The organism is Hydrogenovibrio sp. SC-1 (genome assembly GCF_002848135.1).
Lineage (GTDB): Bacteria > Pseudomonadota > Gammaproteobacteria > Thiomicrospirales > Thiomicrospiraceae > Hydrogenovibrio.
Genome location: NZ_PKGB01000007.1, coordinates 59,482 through 81,080, shown reverse-complemented (window position 1 = coordinate 81,080; position 21,599 = coordinate 59,482). Strand labels below are relative to the sequence as shown.

Below are 21,599 nucleotides of genomic sequence, written 5' to 3'. Positions count from 1 at the left end.
ATAAGATGGAAAAACAACATTGAGAGGAAATAACATGGGATGGCCGGCCAATAAAAAACCACAAACACGCCAAAGGATTGTCGAAAGTGCTGCTCAGCTTTTTACAACTAAGGGATTCGATAATGTGTCGATAGATGAAATTATGAAAATGGCACAATTAACTCGCGGAAGCTTTTATAGCCACTTTCCTTCCAAGGAGGTGCTTTATGCTGAAGCCATTACTTCAGCTGCAACGCTAAGTGTCAGAGCTAAAATGCCTAATGAAGTGTTGAATGAAAAAGCCCTTTTACAGGTTCTAGTCAAAAACTACCTTAGCGAAACGCACCTCAATGATGAGCAAGTCCCATGCCCTCTAGCTTTTTTGACATCCGATGTAGCACATCAGAATGATGAAGTTCGTAATGCTTATACCAAGGCTTTTAGGCGGCTTTTAATTTATATCGCGCAACTAATGTCTGAATCGCCTAATAGTGAAAAAGTGCTTTCTCTAACCGCAATGATGATTGGCGGCGTCGCCGTTGCTAACTCACTGAATGACAAACAGACTCGCCAGAATTTACTATCCGCATGCGAAAAAAGCGCACAATCTATCATAAGAGAAAACGATTAATTTACAGAGGATTGACCTTGACAGAAATTATCACAAAACTGCCCAATACTGCCTGACAAGCGTGCTTACCCTCGCTTTTTCTGCAACCCAATATCTTGAAAAATCAGATCGCATTCAACAAGGAAATTTGACCAGGCCTGGGCGTTTTTTAGCTATAATCACAAGCTTTAGTTAAATTTCTAGCGAATAAAAACTGTACCCTATGTCGATTAAACTCACGTTCCACCAAATCACCGATGCCTTTGATGCCGGAAGCCTTACGCGTGGGAAAGCCTTATTTCGTGAAGGAAAGGCCAATCGCTATCAGGCCAGCCAGTCAACGCCAGAAGCGGGTTATCGACAGCTGCAATTAAAAGCAGAAGTGATTGGCAGTCGAGGACAAATTTATCAAACCGACATTTCCATTATAGAAGACGAAGAAACCGCACATATTCGCAGTGAATGCACCTGCCCCGTTCACATCAATTGCAAACATGCTGTCGCCGTCATTTTTCAGTATATACAAGACCAAAGTCAAACCAAGACGCATAATCAATTTGACAGTTGGTGGCAGTCATTAAATGCGGTTAGCACCTTGCCAGATCAACGCGAAGAATGGTTTAGTTTTCACCTTTTTAACGGCGAAGAAGGTTTTTATAGTCCCACGCATCTTCGTGGAAACCAAATTGAAATTCTGCGTCATCACTATACGCCCAAAGGAAAGTTAGCCAAACCCAAGCCTTACCGTTCTGAAACTTTTATTAACCGCATTGATCGTGGCGTGATGCCGATGGAATATCGTGCTATCGCAGAATTAATGCGACTGTGTGCCGAACATTTTTGGAACCCCAGCCATATCCGACTTCAAGGTTCTGCGGGTTTTTTACTGGCCAAAATGATGATTGAAAAAGGGGAAAGCTATTTCCAAAACCAACCCCAACCCTTGAGATGGCACCCAGACAGCTATCCGCTTGAACTCGGTTATACCTCCGATAAAGAACAACAAGCGAAATTAACGGTTTCGATACCCGATCAGCATTTTTTAATACTCAGTGAACCCCCTATTTTAATTGATATTAAGCAACATCGTGCGCAGGCAGTCGATTGCCCGGTTTCCACTCAAACGCTGGAACAACTTTTAAAGATGCCGTTTGCCAATACTCAGCAACTGGGACAATTAATGGAGCGCATTGAACAGGAACAAATGCTCCTTCCACAGACCAGCAAAACAGTGTCACTGCCCAAAATTCCCGGTTTGGAAACGCGAGAAATCCATACTTTGCCAACGCCTTACCTAGAAATGATTCAACCGCTACCGAATCCTGTTTTTCACTTTGTCTTCAAATATGGCGATTTTTATCTCAACCCTGAACCGCGTCAAGCCATTATTCAAGAACGTCATCAAGGAAAGAAAGTCATAGTGCATCGCAATTTAACCTTGGAGGATGCGGCCTTAAGCCAGCTGTTGCCGTGGCTCTCGGCGATGGCACCAGAGCAAGTTGATCCACCATCTCAAGCGACACTCTTTCAACTCAAAGCGGGCAGCACCGATAAGGCTGAAGGATTAGATAACTATATTGCCTTACAACAAGCCTTGCCAGATTTAGAAGCGCAAGGCTGGCTTCTCTCTGGCTTTGACGACCATCAAGTCGACATCGTTAAAATTGATCATATTCAAGTGCATTCCAAAACCCACTCAGATTGGTTTGAACTCAGCTTTAATATGACCCTCGGCGACCAAGTCATGCCAATGGCACCTATTCTACAAAAGCTACTCACAAGCTATCAAAGCAGTGATGATATGCCTGACCAGCTGCACTTTATCAGCAATGACCAAACTGTTTTGCAATTTGAAAAGTCACAACTCTCCCCGCTATTCAATAGCCTTATCCAACTTTATCAAGGCCGGCCCGTAACCGACAAGCTGCACTTAACCCCTTTTGATGCCCACTTGGTTGCAGGATTAGCCGATACGTCCTTAGAATGGATTGGCGCTCAGGACAGCCTGGCACTGGCACAAAAACTGAACGATTTTAAAGGCATCACCGCCACGAAGCCCCCCAAAGGACTGAAAGCGACCCTTCGCCCTTATCAACAATTTGGCTTGGATTGGCTTCATTTTTTACACCAACATGGTTTTAATGGCATTCTCGCCGATGATATGGGGCTGGGCAAAACCGTACAAACATTGAGCTGGTGTTTAACTTTAAAAGAAAACGGTCATTTAAATCAGCCGATTTTGCTGATTGTGCCCACATCATTGATTGGTAATTGGAAACGAGAAGCACAGCAATTCACCCCCGATTTAAACCTCTTAGCCTTGCATGGCTCAGAACGGTTTAGTCAATTTGAACAGATTAAATCAGCCGATATTGTTTTGACGAGTTATCCACTAGTTCAGCGAGATGAAGACCTCCTCAGTGAATTTGAATTTGAGTACCTCATCCTTGATGAAGCGCAGAAAATCAAAAACCCCCGCACCAAGCTTTATCTCGGCTTACAGTCGCTCAAAAGCCGCCATCGCCTGTGCTTAACAGGCACGCCTGTAGAAAATCATTTAGGCGAACTTTGGTCGATTTTTAACTTTTTAATGCCAGGGTTTTTAGGCAACCTCAAACAGTTTAAAGCGCACTATCAAAAGCCCATTGAAATTGACCGGACACCAGGAATACAGTCACAGCTGAACCAAAAGGTGGCGCCTTTCTTACTCAGACGCACCAAACATCAGGTCGTCAAGGAGCTGCCTGATAAAACCGAGATTATTAAAACGGTCGAATTTGAACAAGACCAAGCCAACCTATATGAAACCATCCGCTTAACCATGGAAGACAAGGTTCGCCAAGCGGTTGCGGAAAAGGGGTTGGCACAATCGCAAATTACTTTGCTAGATGCTTTACTCAAACTGCGTCAAGTGTGCTGTGACCCAGGCCTAGTTAAAATTGACGCGGCCAAACAGGTTAAACACTCTGCCAAACTTGAATTACTGATGGATCTGCTCACTGAGTTATTAGAAGGCCAACACCGTGTCATTATCTTTTCACAATTTGCTGAGATGCTAAAACGCATTGCTTCCGAACTGAACAAGCACAAAATCGAATATAGCCTGCTCACAGGCCAAACCCACAAACGTGAAGAAGCGATAAATCGCTTTAAAGACGGTGACGTCTCTATCTTTTTAATTAGCCTTAAAGCCGGTGGGGTTGGGCTCAATTTAACCGAAGCCGATACGGTAATTCATTATGACCCTTGGTGGAATCCGGCGGTTGAAAACCAAGCAACGGATCGCGCCTATCGAATCGGTCAAAATAAGGAAGTGTTTGTCTATAAATTAGTGGTTGCCAATACGATTGAGCAAAAGATTTTACAAATGCAAGCCAATAAGCAAGCCTTGCAAGATCAACTCTATCAGCAAAACCAAAGCGATGAGGCTGGACAGATCCACCTGCAAGCTCAAGACCTACTGAACCTGCTCACCCCCATTTAACCAGATACGTTTGCTGTCTGGCGCTTGTCATTTTTTGGTGACAAACTTGTCATATTCTGCTCATCCGGCTGTCATCTGCTAGTCAACTTCAGTCGTCATAATAAGCGCACTTGTTATGATGGATTGACTGTTATGTTAGATATTCAAAAGACTATTCTTGAAAAATACCCCGATTTCCCCTCCAAGCCGGGGGGTAAGAAGTTAATTCAATTCTTACAAAAACTCACATACGAAAAGGAAATCAATCAATTCATTGAAGAAAATCAACATCTTCGTGGTTTTGCGTTTTTAGATAAGTGTCTGAATCACTTCAACTTTAGTTACCAGGTTAACCATCGTGCTTTAGATGCTATCCCTTCTGAAGGCAGAGTCATTATGGTTGCTAACCACCCCATCGGTTCTTTAGATGGACTGGCTCTCCTTAAGATGATCAGAAGCATTCGACCAGATGTGCGCATTGTCGCCAATGAATTGTTAAGCCATGTTGAACCATTTCAATCGCTCTTTTTAAGTGTTGACAATATGTCTTCCAAAGCCAATCACAAAGCGCATTTTAAAGCGATGATTGCCGCATTGGAAAACGAAGAAGCCGTCATTATTTTTCCGGCTGGCGAGGTATCGCGTATTCGACCCAATGGCGTGCGAGATAGCCAATGGAAACATGGGTTTTTAAAACTGGCTAAAAAAACACAGTCTCCCATTTTGCCTATCTATATTGATGCACGTAACTCTATATTATTTTATGGACTCTCCACTCTGTATAAACCACTAGGCACCTTGATGCTCGTTCAAGAGATGTTTAATAAAAAAAATCAGCAAGTTGCGTTTCATGTCGGCGCACTGGTGCCGTGGAAATCGTTAGCAGACTGCAATTGGCCCTATCCTAAAATGGCCAAATATTTCCGCAAACACATTTATCGTCTCAATGATCCTCAGGTGGCGGCTGAAAATTTTGTCTTTAAAACCGAAAATACCCTAGCGCACCCTGTTAATCGAACCGCTCTGAAGAAGGACCTAAAAAATGGCGAATTACTCGGTGAAACAGCAGATGGCAAAAAAATATTCCTATTCGATTATGAAGCCGATTCCGCAGTGATGCAAGAGATTGGCCGTCTACGAGAATTGACTTTTCGCACGGTTGAAGAAGGCACAGGCGATGCGTTTGATTTAGATAAGTATGACGCCAGTTATCGCCATCTGGTGTTGTGGGATGAAGAAGATTTAGAAATTGTAGGTGCTTATCGGTTGGGTGACTGTCGTAAGATTGTCGAAGAAAAAGGGCTTTCTGGACTGTATACCAGTACCCTTTTCACTTTAAAACCCGAAATGACGCCTTATCTAAACAATGCGTTAGAACTTGGCAGAAGTTTTGTGCAACCCCGTTATTGGGGAAAACGTAGCTTAGACTATCTCTGGTATGGCATTGGGGCTTATGTCAATCGTCATCCCGAAACGACATACCTGTTTGGCCCTGTCAGCTTATCGGATGCCTTCCCTACCCGAGCAAAAGAACTGATTGTTGCCTTTTTCCAAACGCAAATGGGCTCAAAACAGGATTTGGCCATCGGCAAACGCCCGTTTATTCCCAGCCCAGAAATCAAAGCCATTGCCGAGCAAGATTTTGATGAGGATTACAACACCAGCTACAAAAAGCTAAATATTCTCTTGTCTGAAGAAGGCGTCAAAGTGCCAACCTTATTTAAACAATACGCCGATCTCTGCGAACCGGGTGGTTGTCGTTTTATTGATTTTAGCGTTGATCCTGACTTTAATGATTGCATCGATAGCTTGATCCTAATCGAAATTGATAAAATCAAACCCAAAAAACAAGCCCGTTATTTGAAAAACAATGCCACAACGCTGAAGACTGCATAATGCAAACCGAACATACGCCGTCATTTCTCAAGCATTCAGAGATTGATTAATTCCTAAAAATCGAGCAAAATCTTTACGGGTGAATTTCCATCCAACCTTCTTGCTTACATAAGGAACACATTATGAAAAAACTTTCCATTTGGCTGTGCTCTAGCCTACTCTTACTCGCTCACTTTTCCGCACATGCCCAAACCGCGGCTGATGCCATTGAAGTGGATGATGCTTATGTCAGAATCGCACCGCCAAATGCACTAGCGACCGCTGCCTTTATGGAATTGGAAAACGAATCTAATGATGATCACGCACTGGTTTCAGCAAAAACGACCATTAACCAAACAACCGAATTGCACACCCATATCAATGATAATGGTGTCATGAAAATGCGTCAGGTCTCACAAATCGACCTTCCTGCAGATCAAGAAGTCAAATTGCAACCGGGCGGATTTCACATTATGTTAATTGGGCTAAATGCGCCTATCCAAGAAGGCCAGCACATTCAAATCGAGTTAAAATTTGAAGATGGCTCAACCAAAACCATTAGCGCCAAAAGCCGCTCTATGATGAAAATGGATGAAATGAACCATAGTCACGACCACGAACATCATCACTAAAACACCCAATGCAAACCGTTACATACCTTTCTAGTCGGTGTAGCGGTTCCTATGGAAACGCCCTCTCAACACCATTCCCTTATTTTTCCAAGGATATAATTCCACACGTAATTAGTGATTATTGATACCCCTGATAAATTTTTTTTGTTTGATAATTATCCTTCGTTACGCATAATGAATCGACTTATATTATTGGCGCTAGACCAAATATATAAATAACATCATTTCAAAAACATCAATCATTAAATAGCGAGAGATCTATGAAAAAAATGTATTTATCCCCTTTATTTGTTGCCATGTTTGGTTTGACCGCATGTGGTGGTACTTCAAGCTCAAGCACCACTGACGCTGCAGCTGATGGTCATGCAACACATACTTCAACATGGAGTTACGAAGGCTGGAACGGGCCAACTTACTGGGGAGATTTAATTGGTCATGACGGGACTTTATACCCAACCTGTGGTACAGGAACCACGCAATCGCCTATCAACTTAACGGCTGCGGATCAACAAGCCCTAACCAATATCACTTTTAACTATACAAATAATACTGATACGGTTATCAATAATGGTCACACGGTCCAAGTGAACGCGTCTGATACAGCAACCAGTTCAATCACGGTTGATGGAAAAACCTATAAGGTTTTACAAGTGCATTTCCATTCACCCAGTGAGCACGAAGTGGATGGCAAATTGGCTGATGCCGAATTCCATATTGTTCACCAAGCGGATGATGATTCTTTAGCGGTTGTTGGGATCTTACTAAATGGCGGTGCATCAACTGAAAATGCTGGCTATGCTTCATTAATCACCCAGTTTGCTGAAACAAAAGGGCATGAATATTCTGAAGTGAATCTAACCAGTGCCATTGACTTTAACGACCTGCTTCCGGCTGCTGGCTCAAGAGCAACTTACCGTTACACGGGGTCTTTAACGACTCCACCTTGTAGCGAAAATGTTAAGTGGCACGTAATGACCTCTGCGATTGATGTTACTGACGCTCAAATTACTGCACTTAAAGAGTACTTTGATGGTAATAACCGTCCAGTTAATGCAATCGACAAACACGTATTGATTCAAGATACCACTGCAGCACAATAAGCTGACATCCTTTTCCTTTGCCCAGTCAGTACTGGGCAGGGAAATTTTCAAAATTTCACCAGGCCTGGTGAAAAAATATAAAATTTCTTCCCCCCTCCCTTGAATTTTTCAAATCACGCCTCAAAATTAAACTGTTAAACCCGTTAGTAAACCAACCCATGGAGGGATTTAAAATGAGTTTATTTTTAAGAAGCTTAGAACCCTTTAAAGAACTCAGGGACATCGAAAACCGTTTAGCACAAATATCTCCAAAATCGACCACGGCCAATGTGGCTGCTTTTACACCGACTGTCAACACTCGCGAAGGCGATTATGCCTATCACATAGAAGTGGATTTACCCGGCGTCAACAAGGAAGATATTCATGTTGAAGTCAAAGAAAACCGTTTGACTATCTCTGGCGAACGCAAGACCAAAGAAGAGGTCTCAGAAGACAACTATCATCGCATTGAAAGTAGCTATGGAAAATTTGAACGCAGCTTCACCTTGCCAGAAGATGTCGATGCTGAAAATGTGGATGCCAGTTGCGAAAATGGGGTTTTAGAAGTAGTGCTTCCTAAAAAAGAGCGTACACCCAGCAAAATGATACAGGTGAAATAACATCATCTTACCTCTCCTGTGAATTAAGCCACCCTTGCGGTGGCTTTTTTATATCAGCAAGCGATTCAATTTGAAATTCATCTCATGACGATTTAAGCTAGCATGGCATATCTTATAAAGGCACCCCGATATGACACTTAAAATCACTAGTTTGTTACTTGTCTTTTTATGCTTGTTATGGATATTTGCTTACTTCTGGGCACCTTATCAGTGGCAATTTCAACATCAACGTTTGCTTGATCAGCTCTCACTCTCCAATACCGATTTTGACCATGATCAATTTGATCCGAAGCAACTCGAAGCATTACCCGCACCCGTTAAACGGTATTTCAATAAAGTCCTCAAACCGCGACAACCGATAGTGACCTCAGTCAAACTTAGCCATGATGGCCAATTCAATATGGGCGAAGCTGTCGACAACTGGAAACCTTTCCAATCGGAGCAATGGATTTCAGTTCAGAACCCTGGCTTTTTATGGGATGCTCGCATTCGGTTTTTGCCTGGAATAAACTTCTTTGTTCGTGATGGCTATATCACTGGAAAAGGCCTTTTAACGGCTAAACTATGGGGCGGCATAACCGTTATGTCAGCCCCCTCAACCCCAGAATTGAATCAAGGCGAATTAATGCGGTATCTAGCTGAAGCGGCTTGGTATCCAACGGCATTACTGCCCAGTGAAGGCGTTCATTGGCAGGCAATTGATGCGCATCAAGCTCAAGCCACCTTAAAACAAGGCGAGACGGAAGTCACATTGGTTTATAGCTTTAATGAAAACGATCTAATTGAAACCGTTAGCGCAGCCAATCGTTATCGAGAAATAAACGGTCAACAAGTTGCCACACCCTGGCAGGGCCGATTTTGGGATTATCAATGGCGAAACGGCATGCTGATTCCCTTGTCTGGCGAAGTCGCTTGGCAACTGCCCGAGGGCAATAAACCCTATTGGCGTGCTCGTATTCAGGAGATTACCCACCAATTTACACCTTAAGGGAATGGTTGGCTTGCACGCAAGCCATCGCGCTGACGGAAGATTATTTTACATTGCACAAAAGTGTTGGATTTTCTTCAGCTGACAGGGCAATTTTTTCAAGTGCATTTTGCACTTCATCGCTGGCATGTTCCATCTGCTGTAAACAAGCAACACCCTTGTCATAATCCTCAGCTTCATAATACTCTAGAGCTTGCCGACCTTGACTATGAACTTCCTGATGCACCGTTTCAAGTTCCTTATAACCCGGCAATTTTGAATAACAATGCACGCCTTCACCTTGGTAATACCATTTTCCTAAGCGGCAATTATGGTGATCCGACAAGTCATTCGCTTTCATATGAGACACGCCCATAAAGACTTTATAAATTTCCATTTTAAAAACCATGTGATCCACTTTTGCGGAACTCACAAAGCTACGCAATGCACTGGTAGAAATAACCTCTTCCATTCGGCTATTGGTATTAATGAGTTTAGAAATGCTTTCATTGGCTTGGTCACCTTGACTACAAAGCGAACGCGCTTCATTCGACAACGCCAAAATATTTTCTTGAGAGTCTTTCACTTCATGCTGAATCACCGAAACCAACTTTGAAATATCCGAAGTCGCCTTGGCCGTTTTCGAACTCAAGACGCGAACTTCGTCGGCCACTACGGCAAAACCGCGTCCAGACTCACCTGCTCTGGCTGCTTCAATGGCCGCATTCAACGCCAATAAATTAGTTTGCTCGGAAATGCCTTCAATCAGCGAAACGATACCGCCAATTTCTTCAGCTCGATTCTCCAACGCTGCCACTAGGTTAGACGCGCTGAGTGCCACTTCGCTTAGATGGTTTATGCCCTGAGTAATAATGGATAAATCGGATTGTGCCGACTGGCTAACGCTAATCGACCCCATCACATCTTCATGGCCCGTTTTTAAACGTTCGCCCAGTTGTGACATGGTTCCTTGAAACATCACCACCCCTTTTGCATAGTGATCCAACGCATGAAACAGCGACTGGGCACTATCGGAAAACCGAGTTTGATCTGTTTGAGATTGGTTCGTTTGCAATTCAGCCTGGGTTGAAGATAGCTGCGCTCTTAATGCCTGAACATCATTTTGCAATGCGTTTACTTGACTCTCTTTTTCATCTAATTGCTGTTTTAACTGCGTAATTTTTTGTTTGAGTGCGTTATTTTGAAACAGTCCGAACATAATGGCTTCTCCTTGTAATGGCAGGCTTAAAGCAAAACAAGTGCCATTTCGACCAGGCCTGGTTATTTTTCAAGATAATGAGCACGAATGCGCGCGATTAAGCCACGATAGTCGGTTGGTGCTTGCGTTGGCGACAGCAACCATTCAAATAGCTGCTGATCATTTTCCAATAACAACCGTTCAAATAACTGACATTCCTGAAGCAGACTCCTATCGTCTGTCGGTTTATTGGCAAGTTGTTGCCAATATGCCATCAATAAGACTTCCACTTCAGCCAACCCGCGTCGACAATTCAGTTGCATGGCTTTGAAATGCAAGGGATGTAGCGTCTTTGACACGGTTAATCCACTTGCTTTTTGAGCATTAAAGACTTGAGTTCTTGAATGGCCTGACTGGGGTTCAACCCTTTCGGGCAACTGGCCGTACAGTTTTGGATATTACGACATCGGAAGGTTTTATAAGGATCATCCAGGTTTTCAAGACGCTCCCGAGTGGTAATATCTCGACTATCCACCACAAAACGCCTAGCCGCCAATAATGCTGCTGGACCATGAAACTTGTCAGGATTCCACCAAAATGACGGACAACTGGTACTACAGCAACCACATAAAATACATTCATAGCTGCCATCCAACTTTTCCCGCTCTGCTGGGCTTTGTAACAGCTCGTGATCTAAATCAATCGAAACACCCGCTGGGGTTGGTTTTAGATATGGCTCTACCGCATGATAATGTTCATAAAACAATGTCATATCAATCACCAAATCCCGAATCACTGGCAAGCCTGGCAAAGGTCGAATCGTCACGGGTTGTGTTAATTCGGACACCCGTGTGATACAGCTAAGCCTGTTTTCGCCATTCACATTCATACCATCCGACCCACAAACCCCTTCGCCACAAGAACTTCTAAAGGTTAAGCTGGGATCTTGTTCTCGCAATTTCTCCAATGCGCCCAGCAACATCATTTCATCACCAATTAACGCATCGTCTAATTCATAATCCTGACAATAAGGTTGTTCGTCCGCTTCAGGATTGTATCGATAAATAGAAAAACGCATAATCAGCTCCTCAGAAAACAATTAATCATGGCTTAATAAACACGAGCTTTGGGTTTAAAACCCTCTACCGTCAAGGCGGTTAAAGTCACAGGTTTATAACGCACTTGATGGTTTTCAATAAAATATAGGCTGTGTTTTAGCCAGTCGACATCATTTCGTTCGGTAAAATCAATCCTAGAGTGAGCGCCTCGGCTCTCTTCTCGCAACACTGCACTGTGTGCCGTAGCGTAGGCCAATGTCATCAAGTTTTCCAACTCCAACGCTTCAATACGATCCAAATTAAACGCTCGGCTATGATCTGACAGCACCGCCTGATGAATGCGGTGCTCAATCGGTTCCAGTTTGGCTATTAAAGCCTGCATGGTTTCAGCATTTCGAAACACCCCACAGCCCTCTTGCATGGCGGCTTGTAGATCTGACTTAATCACCCCTGTCGGGTCTTTAACGTCGTTACTCGATTGATTTTCCCATTTTTGTAAACGGGCGGCAATCCGGCTTAAATCCAACGGTTGATCAAAAAAGTCACTGGGTTTCTGATTTTGTAAAACACGGTCTATCTCTTGCGCTGCCGCTCGCCCAAACACCACGATATCCAATAACGAATTCCCCCCCAACCGATTTGCACCATGCACCGAAACGCAGGCACATTCTCCGACTGCATACAACCCTGTCACAGGGATGGATTCCCCCTGCTCATTCAATGTCAAAACCTGACCTTTAAAGTTGGTCGGAATCCCACCCATCATATAATGTGCAGTCGGATAAACTGGAATGGGATCGGTACACATATCCAATCCGGCAAAGGTTAAGGCAAGATCCCGAATCCCTGGTAAGCGTTTTTTAATGATCTCTGCATCCAAATGCGTTAAATCCAATAACACATGATCTTTATTGGGTCCGCATCCTCGACCTTCTTTAACCTCAATCGCTATCGCTCGTGCCACGACATCACGGGACGCTAAATCCTTAACGTGTGGCGCATAGTTCACCATAAAGGCTTCACCCTGTGCATTTCTTAACACTCCGCCTTCACCACGCGCCGCTTCGGATAATAGCATGCCTTTATTGGCAACGCCTGTTGGATGAAATTGCCAAAATTCCATATCTTGCAGTGGCAGACCAGCTCTTGCGACCATAGCCAAGCCATCCCCAGTATTAATTTTGGCATTGGTATTGGTTTTAAAAAGCTGGCAGGCCCCACCTGTGGCGATCATCACTGCGTGGGCTCGAATCAATTGATATTCACCCGTTTGCATATTCATCACCACCATACCCGCAATGCGCTGCGGGTCATCTTTTACCAAATCGATGGCAAAATATTCATTAAAAAAGGTCGTGCCAGCTTGGATATTTTGCTGATAGAGGGTTTGTAAAATGGCATGCCCAGTACGATCCGCCGCCGCACAGGTTCGTGATGCCTGACTTTCCCCAAAATTTCGGCTTTGTCCACCAAAAGGACGTTGATATATTTTGCCTTGATCGGTACGGGAAAAAGGCACGCCAAAATGCTCTAACTCACGCACAATCTCTGAGGCCTCTCGGCACATAAACTCAATCGCATCTTGATCGCCTAAGTAATCGCTGCCCTTAATGGTGTCATACATGTGCCAATGCCAGTTGTCTTCCGTGTTATTACCCAAGGCCGCATTAATGCCACCTTGTGCGGCTACTGTATGGGAACGTGTAGGAAACACTTTTGACACCACCGCCACTCGTTGAGACGATTGAGACAACTGTAACGCAGCACGTAATCCAGCCCCACCTGCACCGACGATGACAACATCAAAATGAAAGCTATCGATATTTTCAAACGCAACCATATTTGGTTTAACCTCTAGTTTTTCATCAAATAAAGGGTTAAATATAACAAGTTCAACAAAATAACCATTAGACCCAATCCCAAAACACTCAACCCAGCTAAAACCGCTTTACGAGGTAAGTAATCCATCAAGACATCTCGCATCCCCACCCAAGCGTGAACTAACAGCAGCAATAACGCTAACAGGGTCATTACCCAAAATTCGACAGCGAAAACTGCCTGCTTGAACGCTGCCAAAGTGGCAAACGATTGCTGACTTAAATACCAAGCCGCTAATGGAAAGTAAATTAATAAATAGAAAGCACTGATACGCTGCCATAAATGCGCTTTTAAGCCCGTTAAAATGCCCGACATTACCACAGCCTCCAAATCACCCAAACCGACCAAATGACAAAAATGACCAATACCCCTTGTCCTGACAATCTCGAACGATCCAATCGCGTCATCAATTGCGCAACATCATGCTCCATTAACAAATGCCGTAAACCTGTTAACCAGTGAAAACTCAAGCCCAATAATCCAGCAGTCGCCACAATTTTGCCAAGAGGATGACTCAACCAAGCCCTAGTTTGTTGATAAGATTCTGGTTGAAGCAGTAACAAATTCAACCACACTAATCCAAGAATCAGACTCATAAGAACGAAAACACCACTGATACGATGCAAAATAGACAAGATAGCATTGAGAGGAAATCGGAAAGCCCGTAAATTCAAATAAACAGGTTTATTGCCAGGATGATGATACATGGGAGACTCCTAGAATAATGCGACATTTCTGCTTGAGTATACCGCAATCAGCCAGACAATAATGAACGATTTTTGGAGCATATTCCCCCTAAAACACGGCTATTTTTTTAAGAATACTTTGCCAGAATACAGTAAAGTAAAGAAACAATAATCGGCAAAAAACGATCATACCCAAAGGGCACGACGAGCCCGATCATTTTTATGGAGAATTGGCATGAAAGCATCTGACCTATTTATCAAAGCCTTAGAAGCCGAAGGCGTTAAAATGATTTTTGGGATTCCAGGCGAAGAAAATCTCGACCTGTTGAATTCAATTAAAAACTCCAACATCCAACTTGTGCTCACTCGCCACGAGCAAGCCGCCGGATTTATGGCGGCCACTTATGGTCGATTAACGGGCAATGTCGGCGTGTGCTTATCAACGCTCGGGCCAGGGGCTGCCAATTTAGTCACCGCTGCAGCCTACGCAAACCTGGGGGCCATGCCCATGCTGATGATTACAGGACAGAAGCCTGTTAAAACCAGTAAGCAAGGCCAATTTCAAATTGTGGATGTGGTGGATATGATGCGTCCCATCACCAAGTACACTTATCAAATTAGCAGTGGTCATAATGTCGCCGCGCGAGTTCGCGAAGCCTTTCGTATGGCCAAAACCGAACGACCCGGTGCTACCCACTTAGAACTCCCCGAAGATGTTGCTCGTGAAACTTCATTGGGTCATGTCATCGAACAGGGTGAACATCGACGCCCCATTGCCGAAGCCAAAGCCATTCGCAATGCCATTCAAATGATTGAACAAGCCAAACGCCCACTGATTTTAATTGGCGCAGGTGCAAACCGTAAAACCGCAGGGCGGATGATCCGACAATTTATCGACAAAACGGCCATTCCTTTTTTCACCACCCAATTGGGTAAAGGGGTGGTTGATGAGCGTCATCACCTATACCTTGGCTGCGCCGCATTATCCGATGGCGACTTTTTGCACAATGCCATCCGTGATACCGATTTAATTATCAATGTGGGTCATGATGTGGTCGAAAAACCGCCATTCTTTATGACCGAAAATGGCTTCAAAGTGCTGCATATTAACTACACCAATGCCCAAGTTGATCCGGTCTACTTTCCGCAGGCTGATGTCATCGGTGATATTGGCAATAGTCTTTATCAACTCAAGGAAGCCATCACACGTCAAGCACATTGGGATTTCAAGCCTTTTTTAGCTGCTAAAATTTATATTGATGAGAATTTGCAAGAAGGCTCAGAAGATGACCGGTTTCCAGTTTATCCGCAACGACTGGTCAAAGATATCCGTCGAGTTATGCCAGAAGAGGGCATTATCTGCTTAGATAATGGTGTCTATAAGATTTGGTTTGCTCGTAATTATCTAGCCTACCAACAAAATACCGTGTTACTCGATAACGCACTTGCAACGATGGGCGCAGGACTGCCCTCTGCTATTGCTGCTAAACTGGTCTTCCCTGAGTCAAAAGTCATGGCTATTTGTGGCGATGGCGGCTTTATGATGAATTCTCAAGAAATGGAAACTGCTGTTCGTCTCAAATTGGATTTGGTGGTACTGGTTTTACGAGATGATGCCTATGGCATGATTAAGTGGAAACAAGCTAATATGCAGCTGGATGAGTTCGGACTTGATTTTGGCAACCCCGACTTTGTGCTTTATGCACAAAGCTATGGTGCTCACGGTCACCGAATTCAGAGTACGGACAACCTTATTCCCACCATTGAACACGCCTTTGAATGTGGCGGTGTTCACCTCATAGAGGTTCCAATGGATTATTCCGAAAACGACTATATTTTGAACACCCTAATTAAAGAGCAAAGCCAACAACGCTATCAAGAAATCCATAAGGCCCCATGAGAATCTATTTTTTTAAACCTTAACTCTCACGTTTTTCAATTGGCGTTTCCGGCTCATTTCCTGCAAGGTCAATCGTTTCTGAAACGGTTGGCGTCGTAGGCGCATTTGGCTTTGGCCAATCCCCCATCGGATAAGGCTGCTGTTCAGTGTTATACGTCAAAAACAATAATATTTGGTATTGATATTGGCTCAAACTATCGCCGAATGTCAGTAATTTTTGGTTAGTATCAGACGTAAAAACAACATTTACAAACTGTACTAAAACAACCACAAAAGTCACAAATTTTGCGATACCCAAGAAAAACATAAAAATCAGCATATACAACCCGCGCATCCAAACACTGCGATCTTTATAAGGCTTTGAAGAATCATCACTCATGCCACACTCCTTTGGGATTATTTCAACCTCGCTCTAGACTGAAAGTATAACACTGTTATTTGATTTTCTTGATAACAGATGCCGGAAACAATCTCACAGATCGATAACCTCTACTAGATTAGCTTGGTATCCTCATATCTACAATGGCTAGCTCCATTTATAACACTTTTAGAGCGACTTTAAACGCAGCCGGAGTGCATTGCCGATAACACTGACTGACGATAGTGACATGGCGGCGGCGGCAATAATGGGCGACAATAGTATGCCAAAAAACGGATATAGGATTCCGGTCGCCACCGAAACACCAATCGCATTATAGATAAAGGCAAAAAACAAGTTTTGGCGGATATTGCGCATGGTGGCCACGGACAATTTTCGTGCGCGCACAATGCTGGTCAAATCGCCTTTTAGCAAGGTGATGCCAGCACTTTCCATCGCCACATCTGTCCCGGTACTCATCGCAATACCAACATCAGCTGCCGCCAAGGCAGGGGCATCATTCGTGCCATCTCCAGCCATCGCAACCACACGCCCTTGCTGCTGTAATTGCTTGACAATGCGCCCCTTATCATCGGGCAAGATTTCGGCTTCCACTTCTTCGATATGTAGGGTTTTGGCAACCGCTTCAGCGGTATGACGATTATCCCCTGTCAATAAAATAATGCGAATACCCAAGCTGTGCAAAGCGTTGATGGCACTGGGCGTCGTTTCCTTAATTGGGTCAGCAATCGCTAAAATCCCAGCCAGTTTCCGATCCACCGCCATATAAATCACGATGGCGCCTTCCGCTCTCAATCCCTGAGCTTTCTTAGACACGGATGATACATCAACCGACTGTTGTTTCATTAGTTGCGCACTCCCTAAAACAACCTCTTGACCATGAATACGTCCAATGACACCCAGCCCCGTTGGTGCCTCAAAATGTTCTGCAGCGCTTAAATCCAGTCCTTTTTGCTTGGCCGCCATGACAATTGCATAGCCCAGCGGGTGTTCACTCCCCTGTTCAAGTGATGCAGCGAGCGCCAATAACTGTTCTTCAGAAAAATCGCCCACCGTCTCAATGTGAGTTACCGTCGGCTTGCCTTCGGTTAAGGTACCCGTTTTATCAATCACCAAAGTATCGACCTTTTCCAAACGCTCCAAAGCTTCGGCATTTTTAATCAATACGCCAACTTGCGCACCTTTGCCGACGCCTACCATAATCGACATAGGGGTTGCCAAGCCAAGTGCACAAGGACAAGCGATAATCAGCACACTCACCGCAGCGATCAAAGCATAACTCAATGCCGGATCAGGCCCCCAAACCAGCCAAGCCTTAAAGGTCAAAACCGAAACCAAAATCACCGTTGGCACAAACCAACCAGCAACCTTGTCAGCCAGCTGTTGAATGGGCGCTCGGCTACGTTGCGCTTCTTCAACAGAATGCACAATTTGCGATAGCACCGTCTCCCGACCGATGCGCTCGGCTTTCATAATAAAACTGCCGTTTTGATTCAGGGTGCCACCGATCACTTTCATATCCTGCGATTTTTTAACAGGCATCGACTCACCGGTGATCATGGATTCATCAACCGTACTGCTACCTTCTGTCACCACCCCATCTAATGGCACCTTATCTCCAGGGCGAACTCGTAGTAAATCCCCTAGCTGTATTTGATCTAAACCGACCGTTTCTTCATCTTGCCCATTAAGTCGATGGGCGGTTTTAGGTGCCAGATCCAGCAGTGCTCTAATAGCGCTGCTCGTTTGCGCACGAGCTTTTAACTCTAAGATCTGGCCTAATAACACCAGCACAATAATCACCGCTGACGCCTCAAAATATACAGGGACCACGCCATCCTTCAAGAGCGTTTCAGGAAAAAATCCCGGCAGTAAAGTTGCCACCACACTGTAAATCCAAGCAACCCCCGTCCCTATTGCAATCAGTGTAAACATATTGAGATGGCCCGATTTCAATGATGCCCAGCCACGTTCCAAAAAAGGTTCCCCTGCCCATAACACTACAGGCGTTGCCAAGATCAGTTGAATCCAATTGAACAAAACGGCACTGATGAAGGGGTGAAAATCAATAAAATGATTGCCCATTTCTAATAGAAACATCGGCAAGGTTAAGATCAACCCGATCCAAAATCGATGTCGAAAATCGGTCAACTCAGGGTTTTCGGTATCGTCACGGTAAGTTTTAGCTTCTAACGCCATGCCGCAAATAGGACACGTTCCCGGCTCATTCTGGCGAATTTCAGGATGCATCGGACAGGTAAAAACCACATTCATTTCGGATGACGTTGTCACTGATTGTTGACAGCTTTCCTTGGAATGACAAACCGTTTGTTGTGAATGGTGATGATGCGGTACGGACATAACAACCTCCTTTACCATTGGTTAAGGTGTTCTAGCGCGTTTGATGCAAAAACCACCAGGCCTGACCCAGTGCGATGCCACCGTCATTCAGTGGCGTATTTTGTTGAAAATAGAACTTTTGAGATTGATTCTCAAAATACTTTATAAGTTGTTGTAGTAACACTTTATTTTGAAAAACTCCACCGGAGACGACTACCGGTAAATCTGGATTTTGTTTGGCCAAATGAGCGACTAAATTGACCTGCATATTGATAAATTGGCTGACCATCCTTGACTGACTGATCCCTGCTTGCTGATCGAATAGTAGGTGTTCAACCATCTGGCTTAGGTCAATTTTCTGATCGCTTACCTTAAAATCATACGCCTCTTTGATTGAAAAATCATACTGTTCTGCCATAAGCAATCCATTCTGACCTTCATAGCCTAACTGTTGTTTCAAGCCAATCAAACTGGCCACGCCATCCCAAACTCGCCCCATCGAACTGGTCATCGGACAATTAATCTTTTGTTGATACAACTGATAAAGTTGGCGGATTTCCAATTCGCTAAAGGCTTTGAGCGTTGGCAACTTCATATCCAACACAGTTTCAAGCGCATATCGTTCAAATAGCCAAGCCAAGGCGATGCGACGCGGTTGACGAATAGCCTTTTCACCCCCCAATAACACCATTGGTTGTAAATGACAAAGCCGCTCAAATCCTTGGATGGACGCGAGCATTACTTCTCCACCCCAAAGGGTTTTATCCAAACCATAGCCGCTGCCATCCCAGCTGAAACCCAACACTGGCTCAGTCAGACCATGTTCTGCCATGCCCGCCAACAGATGCGCATAATGATGTTGCACTTTATTAACAGAATGCTCAGATTCGGCCTGTTGTTGTGCCCATTTAGAGCTGACATAATTCGGATGCGGATCACAAACCCATGTTTGAGGTGCAACGCCTGTCCATTGACTCAGCCGATGAATTTGGGTGTTGAATTGCTGTTGCGCCGCTAGAGCATGCAGGTCACCCCCTTCGACAGATAATAAAACCTGGTTATTGCGCCCCATCGCAAAGGTGCTTTTTTGTTGTGCCCCAACAGCCAAAAATGGCCAGGCCTGTCGTGCCCCGTGGGTAGGGTCGTTTTTCGCCGGAATGGACAATGAAAAAGGCGCTAACCCCCGAGCCATTCGCAAGGTCACCGTTTTACCCGCAACACTTTGCACCACACTGTCATCACAGGGATTTTCAATGTCACGGTTAAAGTCTAAAACCCCATCCACCAGTGACGTTTGGCCGAATTGCCGAAACACCGCATCGGCATGCGTTAAGATCGGCTCGCCAGATAGATTGGCACTGGTCGCCACCAAGGGGGTTGAGACAGACTCGAACAATAACTGTTGTAGCGGCGTACAGGCTAAAAAGAGGCCAATACATGTCAACCCTGGCGCAATGCTATCACTGAGCGACTGTGCTAACACCGAATCTTGACGACGTTTCACTAGGACAATAGGGTGGGCTGGCGAACACAACAAAGATTTTTCGTGCGCCGACATATCGGCCAATTGTTGTGCCATTTCCAAATCACGACACAAAATTGCAAACGGTTTTTCTAGACGGTGCTTGCATTGGCGTAATTTTTCAACAGCCACCGTTTGCGTCGCATCCGCCAATAAATGAAAGCCACCAACCCCCTTAAAAGCCACCAGGCCTGCTTGTTCTAATCTATTTTTGAGTTGCAGAACCGCCTCTAGGCCTTTGTAAATTAAGCACTGTTTCGCATTATAATAAGCCAGCTCTGGCCCACAATCTGGACAGCAAATGCCTTGGGTATGAAAGCGGCGATTGGTCGGATCTTGATACTCCTGTTGGCAGCATTCGCACAATGGAAACGCCACCATAGCGGTATTGGCGCGATCATAGGGCATGGCACGCAACATCGAATAGCGCGGCCCACAGTCCGAACAACTGATAAAAGGATCTTGATAACGACGATTCGTTGGATCATGAAACTCTGCCAAACAGGCATCGCAGAGTGCTAAATCGACTGGAATTTCTAGCGAAGACGGTACGGATTCATCGGATTGACTGGGTAAAATTTGAAACTGTTGAAAGTCTGCCAGCGGTAAGGCCTTTTGCGATATCTGGTCAATCTGAGCTTGCGGCGGTAGTTGGTGCTGTAATCGTTGTTGAAATTCGTCCAGCTGACTTTCCAACCCTTGCAGGTGTAATACCACCGATTGTCCAGCATTATAGACTGATCCCAACAAGTCTAACTGTTGCGCCTGTTGAAAGACCCAAGGCCGGAACCCCACGCCTTGAACCTTACCGGTCAGAATAGTGTATTGGTGTTTAACGTCATTCACAGGCAAGCGGTGGTTTTAAACTGATTTAAGGTTTGATAATTTTCAAGAATCTCCGCTAAGCCATGGCTGGACGGCTTGGAGGTCACGGCAATATGCCATTGACGAAGTTGTTCTTTTCCTGTCTCGATTAAATGCAACAGGGTATTTTCAACCGCCTCAGTCAAGCCAATCGCCACCGAATCAATATCTTCAGGCACCATTGCGATAATTTGAATCTCAGCCATACCGCCCACTAAAGCGCCCATTTCCAGAGTTTGAAGCACTTCTACTTCATGTGCCGTTTGTCGACAAGCGCCCATTGCTTGTAGCTCTGAGGCGGGCATCGAATAAACCGTACCCGGTGGAGAATCGTCACTAACACTGAGCGCATCCAACACTATGACCCGTTCATAGCGTTGGAAATAACTTAACAAGTTCATTCCCAGCGTACCGCCATCAATCACGTCTACCCCAGGTGAAAAATCATAGTTTTCAGCCAAAAACTGGCTGGCATAAATGCCTAAACCGTCGTCTCGGAATAGAATATTGCCAACCCCAATAATGGCAACCTTAGCGGCATTTTCCATG

The 21,599-nt window shown here is 44.6% G+C and carries 18 protein-coding genes; 8 read left to right on the top strand and 10 right to left on the bottom strand.

Going from position 1 to position 21,599, the window contains the following annotated elements:
- Positions 1-34 precede the first annotated feature (34 nt).
- The 7 genes from CYQ88_RS05580 (at position 35) to CYQ88_RS05550 (ending at position 9,246) form a co-directional block, all read left to right on the top strand.
- A complete protein-coding gene (locus CYQ88_RS05580) occupies positions 35-610 on the top strand; it encodes a TetR/AcrR family transcriptional regulator (RefSeq protein ID WP_101840367.1) in 576 nt (191 codons plus the stop codon).
- A gap of 202 nt (positions 611-812) precedes the next feature.
- A complete protein-coding gene (locus CYQ88_RS05575) occupies positions 813-4,073 on the top strand; it encodes a DEAD/DEAH box helicase (RefSeq protein ID WP_101840366.1) in 3,261 nt (1,086 codons plus the stop codon).
- Between the two features lie 132 nt (positions 4,074-4,205).
- Positions 4,206-5,948: a lysophospholipid acyltransferase family protein gene (locus tag CYQ88_RS05570; RefSeq protein WP_101840365.1), complete on the top strand. Its 1,743-nt coding sequence runs from the start codon at positions 4,206-4,208 to the stop codon at positions 5,946-5,948.
- A 122-nt stretch (positions 5,949-6,070) separates the two neighbouring features.
- A complete protein-coding gene (locus tag CYQ88_RS05565) occupies positions 6,071-6,559 on the top strand; it encodes a copper chaperone PCu(A)C (RefSeq protein ID WP_101840364.1) in 489 nt (162 codons plus the stop codon).
- A gap of 260 nt (positions 6,560-6,819) precedes the next feature.
- On the top strand, positions 6,820-7,659 hold the full coding sequence (locus CYQ88_RS05560) for a carbonic anhydrase (RefSeq protein ID WP_101840363.1): 840 nt from the start codon (positions 6,820-6,822) through the stop codon (positions 7,657-7,659).
- A 173-nt stretch (positions 7,660-7,832) separates the two neighbouring features.
- Positions 7,833-8,258 carry an Hsp20/alpha crystallin family protein gene (locus CYQ88_RS05555; protein WP_101840362.1) on the top strand — a complete coding sequence of 142 codons (426 nt, stop codon included), beginning with the start codon at positions 7,833-7,835 and terminating at the stop codon, positions 8,256-8,258.
- A 130-nt stretch (positions 8,259-8,388) separates the two neighbouring features.
- A complete protein-coding gene (locus CYQ88_RS05550) occupies positions 8,389-9,246 on the top strand; it encodes a DUF6544 family protein (protein WP_101840361.1) in 858 nt (285 codons plus the stop codon).
- A 43-nt stretch (positions 9,247-9,289) separates the two neighbouring features.
- On the opposite strand, the gene CYQ88_RS11695 is transcribed toward CYQ88_RS05550, so the two are convergent.
- The 6 genes from CYQ88_RS11695 to sdhC form a co-directional block, all read right to left on the bottom strand.
- Positions 9,290-10,444 carry a methyl-accepting chemotaxis protein gene (locus tag CYQ88_RS11695; protein WP_101840360.1) on the bottom strand — a complete coding sequence of 385 codons (1,155 nt, stop codon included), beginning with the start codon at positions 10,442-10,444 and terminating at the stop codon, positions 9,290-9,292.
- A 62-nt stretch (positions 10,445-10,506) separates the two neighbouring features.
- Positions 10,507-10,782, bottom strand: a complete 276-nt coding sequence (locus CYQ88_RS05540; protein ID WP_101840359.1) for a succinate dehydrogenase assembly factor 2 — start codon at positions 10,780-10,782, stop codon at positions 10,507-10,509.
- Positions 10,783-10,784: 2 nt separating this feature from the next.
- Entirely contained in the window at positions 10,785-11,507 is a 723-nt protein-coding gene (locus CYQ88_RS05535) for a succinate dehydrogenase iron-sulfur subunit (RefSeq protein ID WP_199170169.1), read from the bottom strand.
- Positions 11,508-11,533: 26 nt separating this feature from the next.
- Positions 11,534-13,321: a succinate dehydrogenase flavoprotein subunit gene (gene sdhA / locus CYQ88_RS05530; protein ID WP_101840357.1), complete on the bottom strand. Its 1,788-nt coding sequence runs from the start codon at positions 13,319-13,321 to the stop codon at positions 11,534-11,536.
- Between the two features lie 14 nt (positions 13,322-13,335).
- Complete coding sequence (gene sdhD, locus CYQ88_RS05525) at positions 13,336-13,674, bottom strand: succinate dehydrogenase, hydrophobic membrane anchor protein (protein ID WP_101840356.1); 339 nt, start codon at positions 13,672-13,674, stop codon at positions 13,336-13,338.
- The gene (gene sdhC, locus CYQ88_RS05520; protein WP_101840355.1) at positions 13,674-14,066 is read right to left on the bottom strand and encodes a succinate dehydrogenase, cytochrome b556 subunit; all 393 of its coding nucleotides are present in this window, start codon (positions 14,064-14,066) and stop codon (positions 13,674-13,676) included. Before sdhC ends, sdhD begins: the two co-directional genes overlap by 1 nt.
- Before the next feature lie 214 nt (positions 14,067-14,280).
- Here sdhC and CYQ88_RS05515 point away from each other — a divergent pair, with 214 nt between their 5' ends.
- Positions 14,281-15,945 (top strand): acetolactate synthase large subunit, encoded by a 1,665-nt coding sequence (locus CYQ88_RS05515; protein ID WP_101840354.1) that lies wholly within the window; start codon positions 14,281-14,283, stop codon positions 15,943-15,945.
- Between the two features lie 19 nt (positions 15,946-15,964).
- On the opposite strand, the gene CYQ88_RS05510 is transcribed toward CYQ88_RS05515, so the two are convergent.
- The 4 genes from CYQ88_RS05510 to CYQ88_RS05495 all read right to left on the bottom strand — a co-directional run bounded on the left by CYQ88_RS05510 (position 15,965) and on the right by CYQ88_RS05495 (position 21,598).
- The gene (locus tag CYQ88_RS05510) at positions 15,965-16,324 is read right to left on the bottom strand and encodes a DUF4389 domain-containing protein (protein ID WP_101840353.1); all 360 of its coding nucleotides are present in this window, start codon (positions 16,322-16,324) and stop codon (positions 15,965-15,967) included.
- 168 nt (positions 16,325-16,492) lie between these two features.
- Positions 16,493-18,685 carry a copper-translocating P-type ATPase gene (locus tag CYQ88_RS05505; protein ID WP_101840352.1) on the bottom strand — a complete coding sequence of 731 codons (2,193 nt, stop codon included), beginning with the start codon at positions 18,683-18,685 and terminating at the stop codon, positions 16,493-16,495.
- 31 nt (positions 18,686-18,716) lie between these two features.
- Positions 18,717-21,032, bottom strand: a complete 2,316-nt coding sequence (gene hypF / locus CYQ88_RS05500) for a carbamoyltransferase HypF (protein ID WP_158236012.1) — start codon at positions 21,030-21,032, stop codon at positions 18,717-18,719.
- Positions 21,029-21,598 (bottom strand): HyaD/HybD family hydrogenase maturation endopeptidase, encoded by a 570-nt coding sequence (locus CYQ88_RS05495; RefSeq protein ID WP_101840350.1) that lies wholly within the window; start codon positions 21,596-21,598, stop codon positions 21,029-21,031. The genes hypF and CYQ88_RS05495 overlap by 4 nt, the downstream gene beginning before the upstream one ends.
- Position 21,599: the final 1 nt, after the last annotated feature.